This is a genomic window from Microbacterium sp., assembly GCF_030149085.1.
Taxonomy (GTDB): Bacteria; Actinomycetota; Actinomycetes; order Actinomycetales; family Microbacteriaceae; genus Microbacterium.
In genome coordinates this window covers 1-5,671 of the sequence record NZ_JASBSF010000133.1, presented here as the reverse complement: position 1 = coordinate 5,671, position 5,671 = coordinate 1, and the positions used below count along the sequence as shown (strand labels likewise).

The 5,671-nt window shown below is 67.8% G+C and carries 6 protein-coding genes; 2 read left to right on the top strand and 4 right to left on the bottom strand.

Features of this window, described 5'->3' with window-relative positions; all coding sequences use genetic code 11:
* Positions 1 to 78 precede the first annotated feature (78 nt).
* Together Q1V87_RS05465 and Q1V87_RS05460 are read left to right on the top strand one after the other, a co-directional pair.
* Positions 79 to 468 (top strand): TIGR03618 family F420-dependent PPOX class oxidoreductase, encoded by a 390-nt coding sequence (locus Q1V87_RS05465; protein ID WP_300591187.1) that lies wholly within the window; start codon positions 79 to 81, stop codon positions 466 to 468.
* A gap of 29 nt (positions 469 to 497) precedes the next feature.
* Positions 498 to 1,787 carry an NAD(P)/FAD-dependent oxidoreductase gene (locus Q1V87_RS05460; RefSeq protein ID WP_300591186.1) on the top strand — a complete coding sequence of 430 codons (1,290 nt, stop codon included), beginning with the start codon at positions 498 to 500 and terminating at the stop codon, positions 1,785 to 1,787.
* 31 nt (positions 1,788 to 1,818) lie between these two features.
* On the opposite strand, the gene Q1V87_RS05455 is transcribed toward Q1V87_RS05460, so the two are convergent.
* The 4 genes from Q1V87_RS05455 to Q1V87_RS05440 all read right to left on the bottom strand — a co-directional run.
* Positions 1,819 to 2,520, bottom strand: a complete 702-nt coding sequence (locus tag Q1V87_RS05455; RefSeq protein ID WP_300591185.1) for a substrate-binding domain-containing protein — start codon at positions 2,518 to 2,520, stop codon at positions 1,819 to 1,821.
* The gene (locus Q1V87_RS05450) at positions 2,517 to 3,491 is read right to left on the bottom strand and encodes an aldo/keto reductase (protein WP_300591183.1); all 975 of its coding nucleotides are present in this window, start codon (positions 3,489 to 3,491) and stop codon (positions 2,517 to 2,519) included. The genes Q1V87_RS05455 and Q1V87_RS05450 overlap by 4 nt, the downstream gene beginning before the upstream one ends.
* Positions 3,488 to 4,444 carry a Gfo/Idh/MocA family oxidoreductase gene (locus tag Q1V87_RS05445; RefSeq protein ID WP_300591182.1) on the bottom strand — a complete coding sequence of 319 codons (957 nt, stop codon included), beginning with the start codon at positions 4,442 to 4,444 and terminating at the stop codon, positions 3,488 to 3,490. The genes Q1V87_RS05450 and Q1V87_RS05445 overlap by 4 nt, the downstream gene beginning before the upstream one ends.
* 80 nt (positions 4,445 to 4,524) lie before the next feature.
* Positions 4,525 to 5,671 (bottom strand): class III extradiol dioxygenase subunit beta (locus Q1V87_RS05440; protein ID WP_300591181.1); only part of this gene is annotated, 1,147 nt, incomplete at its 5' end.

Genomic DNA, 5,671 nt, shown 5'->3' with positions numbered 1-5,671 from the left:
GGGAGTCAGAGGCATGGTGCTCAGAGTTTCACACGACGCAGCGCCCACTGTCGACGCGGGTGCGGCAGGATCGAGGGCATGACCACGGCTCTCACCCCCGACGGGCTGCGCTTCGTCACGGACTACCACCTGGCGACGCTGTCAACGCTCGCACCCTCCGGGCTCCTTCACGTGGTCGCTGTCGGCTTCACGTTCGCGGATGGCCTGGTGCGGATCATCACGATGGACGGCAGCCAGAAGGTGCGCAATCTCGAACGGGATGGGCGCGCGACAGTCGCGCAGATCGCGGGCCCGCAGTGGCTGAGCATCGCGGGGCACGCGACGGTATCGCGGGACCCGGATGCCGTCGCGCGCGCCGTGGACCTCTATGCGGCGCGATACCGGCAGCCGCAGCCCAACCCGCGCCGAGTCGTCATCGAGTTGCGGCCCGAGAAGATCATGGGCTCGGCGGGACTCGTCGCGCCGTAGCGTCGTAGCACTGAGCCCGGAGGACAGTCATGGCACACGCTCCCCACCACGATGTGGTCGTGATCGGTGCCGGGCTGGCGGGGCTTCGGGCCGCGATCACTCTGGGCCACGCTGGACGCGACGTTCTCGTTCTGGAGGCTGCGGACGCTGTCGGCGGACGGCAGCGCACTGACGCCGTTGACGACTTTCTTCTCGACCGCGGCTTCCAGGTGCTCAATCCGACCTACCCCGCCGTGCGTCGGTGGGTCGATGTTCAGGCCCTGCGCCTGAAACCTTTCCCCGTCGGGGTGCAGGTGCGGCGCGAGGGCGGCCTCGCGATGCTTGCGGATCCGCGCCGGCATCCTTCGCTGCTCGCTGCGACACTTCGCAGTGGCCTTCTCGCGCCGCGGGATGCTGCGGCCCTCGCGCGCTGGGCGGCGCCGGCTCTCGTCACTCCCCGAAGGGTGATCCGCCGAGCGGCTGCCGGGGGCGACTTGCCGGCGTGGGAAGCGTGGGATCGTGTCGGGCTCACCGGCCCGCTGCGGCGTGAGGTGCTCGAGCCGTTCCTCTCCGGTGTCATCGCTGACGGGAGCTTCGAGACCTCCGACGCTTTCGTCCGGCTGTTGATTCGCATGTTCGCGCTGGGGCGACCGGGATTGCCCGAGCGAGGCATCCAGGCTCTCCCCGAGCAGCTTGCCGCCTACGCGCGGACGCTTGGCGCCGAGATCGCGCTCCAGCGACGCGTGGCGGGGCTCCGCGAGACTTCCGCAGGTGTCGAGGTCGATGTTGCCGGAGCAGACCCGGTGATCGCTGGCGCGGTGATCGTCGCCGTCGGGCCGGAGCCGGCATCCGAACTCGCGCCGATTCCTGTGCCGCCGACCCGCGGCCTGCAGACGTGGTGGTTTGCGACGGATGCCGCACCCTCGACTTCCGGGATGATCGCCATCGACGGCACGCGCAGCGGACCGGTCGTCAACACGGCGGTGATGTCACACGTGGCTCCCTCGTATGCACCGCAGGGCATGCACCTCGTTCAGGCGACATGTCTGCCGCCGACCGCGACACACGGTGGTCCCAGCGAGGCGCCAACCGAGGTGCAGGTTCGACAGCACGTCGCTGCGATCTGGGGCACGGATGCCACTGATTGGCGCCTGCTGCGACGTGATGACATCCCGCACGCGCTGCCCGCGCAGTCAGCACCGCTTTGCACCCGCACGCGGGCGCGACTCTCGGAACGGGTCTACATCGCGGGAGACCACCGCGACACCGCCTCGATTCAGGGCGCGCTGGTCTCCGGTGACCGCGTCGCCCGCGCTCTTCTTGCCGGCGAGACGGGCTGAGCCGCACCAGCCGTTCCCTTCCGCGGGCCCTCTAGACCGGTGGCGCGAAGTGGTGCGAGCGAGCGATATCGCGGGCGGCGTCGCTGCGAAGGAAGCCGAGGATTGCGGCAGCGGCCTCCGGGTTCGCCGAGGTCGCGGCAACCGCACCCGAGAACACGGTGTCGATCGAGCAGTCCTGTGGCAAAACGCCCAGCACGGTGACTCCCGAGCTGCCCACGAGCTCACTCAGCTGCTGAAAACCGAGGTCGACCTCGCCGTCGGCGAGGAGGCGTGCTACGGGGATGCCGGGCCGTGCCTGAACCAGGCGATCACCGACCTCCGCGCTCAGTCCCCACTCCTCAATCATCGCCACCAGCGCGGTGCCGCTCGGACCCGTGGAATAGCCGATCCTCGTGGCTGAACGAATCGCGTCCCGCACAGCGGCGGCATCCGGGAATGCGGGGTCGTTCGCCGCAGTCGCAGGGTCGTCCGAGCCCGCGGGCACCGCAACTGCCACCTGCGACAGCACGAGGGGAGAGACGGTGCCCGGCACGACGTGTCCGCCGACGGCGAGCTTCGCGAGCGCGCCGTCGGCGAGAAAGACAAGGTCAAACTCTTCGCCGGCCGCGACCCGGTCTGCAGCATCCACTCCACCGACCGACTCGATCTCGACGTGTCCGAGCCCAGCGTCGTCAGCCGCCGCCATCAGGTCGGCGAGCAGCAGCCGGGTAGCCATCGACGAGATGGCCTTCACGCGGCATCCTCGAAGGTCTCGGTGTCAACCTCGGCAGCGTTGTTCGCCGAGTACCGAGGACCCGAGATCGTTGCCGTGTCGATGAGGCGCCCCGCGTGCTCCAGGATGTTGGGCGCGACTTCGAGCTGCGCGGCGGCGATGATCTCGCGCAGGTGCTCGATGTTCGTCGTTCCGGGAATCGGCACGACGTGCTCGCCTCGCGACGACAGCCACGCGAGGGCGAGCTGGGCAGGGCTCACCCCTGCCTCGGCAGCGAGAGCGCGCCATGCCGGCAGCAACGCGGCGTTGGCCTCCCAGTGCGGCGACTGGAACCGCGGCATCCCGCGACGGATGTCTTTCGCCACGAGCTCGTCGGGATCATGGATCGCGTCGGCAAGGAACCCTCGCGCGACCGGCGAGAACGCGACGAGCGCGACGCCGTCGGCCTTCGTCGCCTCGAGCATGCCGAGCTCCGCGTTGCGGCTCCACAGGGAGTATTCGTTTTGAACCGCGGCGATAGGCGCTACCTGCTGCGCTTCCCGAAGTCTGGCCACCGAGACCTCTGACAGTCCGATCGCTCCGATCTTGCCGGCATCCCTGGCTTCCGCGAGCGCCGCGACGCTATCGGCAATCGGTACCGACTTGTCCCAGCGGTGCAGGTAGTAGAGATCGATGTGGTCGACGCCGAGTCGGCGAAGCGAGGCATCCACCTGCGCCCGGAGCGTCTCCGGGCGTCCGTCGATCACCCGCGCACCGTCGACAATCGCCATCCCGCCCTTACTGGCAAGGATGATCTCATCCCGTCGACCCGCAATGGCCTTGCCGACCAACTCCTCGTTGCGGCCGCCTCCGTACAGGGTCGCGGTGTCGAAGAGCGTGACGCCTTCGTCGAGCGCGGTCTGCAACAACCGCAGCCCCTCTTCAGGCGACGGCGCCACCCCGTACGCGTGGCTGAGCGACATGCACCCGAGCCCGTAGCGGGGCAGGTTCATGCGAGCTGCTCCTCCAGCATCCCGAGCACGCGGTAGCAGTCGAAGACCTGCCGCACTGACGAGTTGGGTTCGCGGCCCTCACGGATCGCAGCCACGAACTCGCGGTCTTGCAGTTCGATGCCGTTCATGCTGACCGCGACCTGCGACACGTCGATCGGCTCTTCCTTGCCGTTGACGAGGTCGTCGTAGCGGGCGATGTAGGTGCCGGTGTCGCCGATGTAGCGGAAGAACGTGCCGAAGGGTCCCTCGTTGTTGAACGAGAGCGAAAGGGTGCAGATCGCACCGGTCTCAGCCTTGAGCTGAATCGACATGTCCATCGCGATCCCGAGTTCCGGGTGGATCGGGCCCTGGATGGCATTGGCCTGCACGATGCGTCCCGCCTGGTAGGCGAACAGGTCGACGGTGTGGGCGGCGTGGTGCCACAGCAAGTGGTCGGTCCACGAGCGCGGCTCGCCCTTCGCGTTCGTGTTGGTGCGACGGAAGAAGTAGGTCTGCACATCCATCTGCTGGATGTGGAACTGGTCGCTCTGGATGCGCTGGTGGATCCACTGGTGCGACGGGTTGAAACGGCGCGTGTGCCCCACCATGGTGACGCGATCGGATGCCTCGGCGGCGGCGAGGGTGGCTTCAGCATCCGCAAGCGAGTCGGCCAGCGGGATCTCGACCTGCACGTGCTTGCCTGCGGCGAGCGCGGCCTGCGTCTGCGACGCGTGCAGGCCGGTGGGGGTGGCGAGAATGATGGCGTCCACGTCGTCGCGCTCGAGGACGGCGTCGTAACCGACGACGGCATTCGTAACCCCGTACTTTTCGGCGACGGCCTGCGTGGCCTCGGGCTTGGTGCCGCTGACGACCGTCACCTCTGCGTCGGGGATATTAGCCAGGCCGTCGAGGTGCTTCATGCCGAAGGCGCCTGCCGCGCCGACGACGGCGATTCGGACCTTGTCACTGCTCATTCGGTGTCCTCCTTCGAACGTGGTGCGCTCCGTGGGGATCGCGCGATCGATCCCCACGGAGCGGGTCTATGGTCAGCCTGTCAGGCCGTTGCGCCGACGGGAACCTTCTCTTCCTCGACATCGGCGGCCGCGGTGGAGGCTGCGACGGGATTGGTGATGACCAGGTGACCGACCGCGGTGTTGGAGGCGGGCACGTGGTAGAACCGGTGGTTCACCTCGGGAGCGCCGCCACCGAACTGGTCGTCCATCGCGCCGCGGGCGATGAGCCACATGACCAGCTCAATACCTTCCGATCCGGCCTCGTCGACATAGTCAATGTGCGGCCATTCGGTCAGGCCCAGCGGGTCGGAGATCAGCATGTCGAGGAACGCGTTATCCCACTCCTGGTTGATGAGGCCGGCGCGGGGGCCCTGCAGCTGGTGGCTCATGCCGCCCGTTCCCCAGATCTGCACGTTCAGCTCGGGGCCGTCCCACTTGTCGATGGCGCGGCGCAGCGCCTTGCCGAGCTCGTAGCAGCGGCGCCCCGAGGGCACCGGGTACTGCACGACGTTGACCGCGAGCGGGATCACCTTGACCGGCCACTCCTCGACCTGGCCGTACACGAGCGAGAGCGGCACCGTGAGCCCGTGGTCAACCACCATCTCGTTCACGAGGGTCAGGTCGAAGTCATCCTGGATGACCGACTGTGCCAGGTGAGCAGCGAACTCGGGGTATCCCTTGACATCCGGCACCGGGCGCGGGCCGTAGCCCTCGTCGGCAACCGCGTACTCAGCGCCGGTACCGAGCACGAAGGTCGGAATCAGGGATGAGTCGAAAGCCGTCGCGTGGTCGTTGTAGACCAGGATGACGACATCCGGGGTGTTCTCCTTGGCCCACTTCCGCGTCCAGGTGTAGCCGTCGAAGACCTTCTTCCAGTACGGCTCTTCCGTCTTGCCCAGGTCCATGGCGGCACCGATGGCGGGCACGTGCGACGTGTAGACCGCCGAGGTGAGCTTGGCTGGCGCGTTGGGACGCATCGTCTCGGCCTTCTCGCCGGGCTGCGGCGGCGTCCAGCCATCGAGGTCCTTCATACGGTTGCCCTCGGGGCGGCGGCCGCCCGAGATCATCATGTCGCGGTAGGCGGCCTCGCTCATGCCGGTCATGGAACCGGCCATCTGCTGGAAGCTCAGACCGTGGGTGGCTCCGAGCTTGGCGAGGAAGTAGATGTTGCCACCTTCTTCCATCGCG

Excerpts from the sequence above, each read along its gene's own strand:
- Q1V87_RS05460 (WP_300591186.1), top strand. The coding sequence starts at position 498 with ATGGCACACGCTCCCCACCACGATGTGGTCGTGATCGGTGCCGGGCTG.
- Q1V87_RS05445 (WP_300591182.1), bottom strand. The coding sequence starts at position 4,444 with ATGAGCAGTGACAAGGTCCGAATCGCCGTCGTCGGCGCGGCAGGCGCC.
- Q1V87_RS05450 (WP_300591183.1), bottom strand. The coding sequence starts at position 3,491 with ATGAACCTGCCCCGCTACGGGCTCGGGTGCATGTCGCTCAGCCACGCG.
- Q1V87_RS05465 (WP_300591187.1), top strand. The coding sequence starts at position 79 with ATGACCACGGCTCTCACCCCCGACGGGCTGCGCTTCGTCACGGACTAC.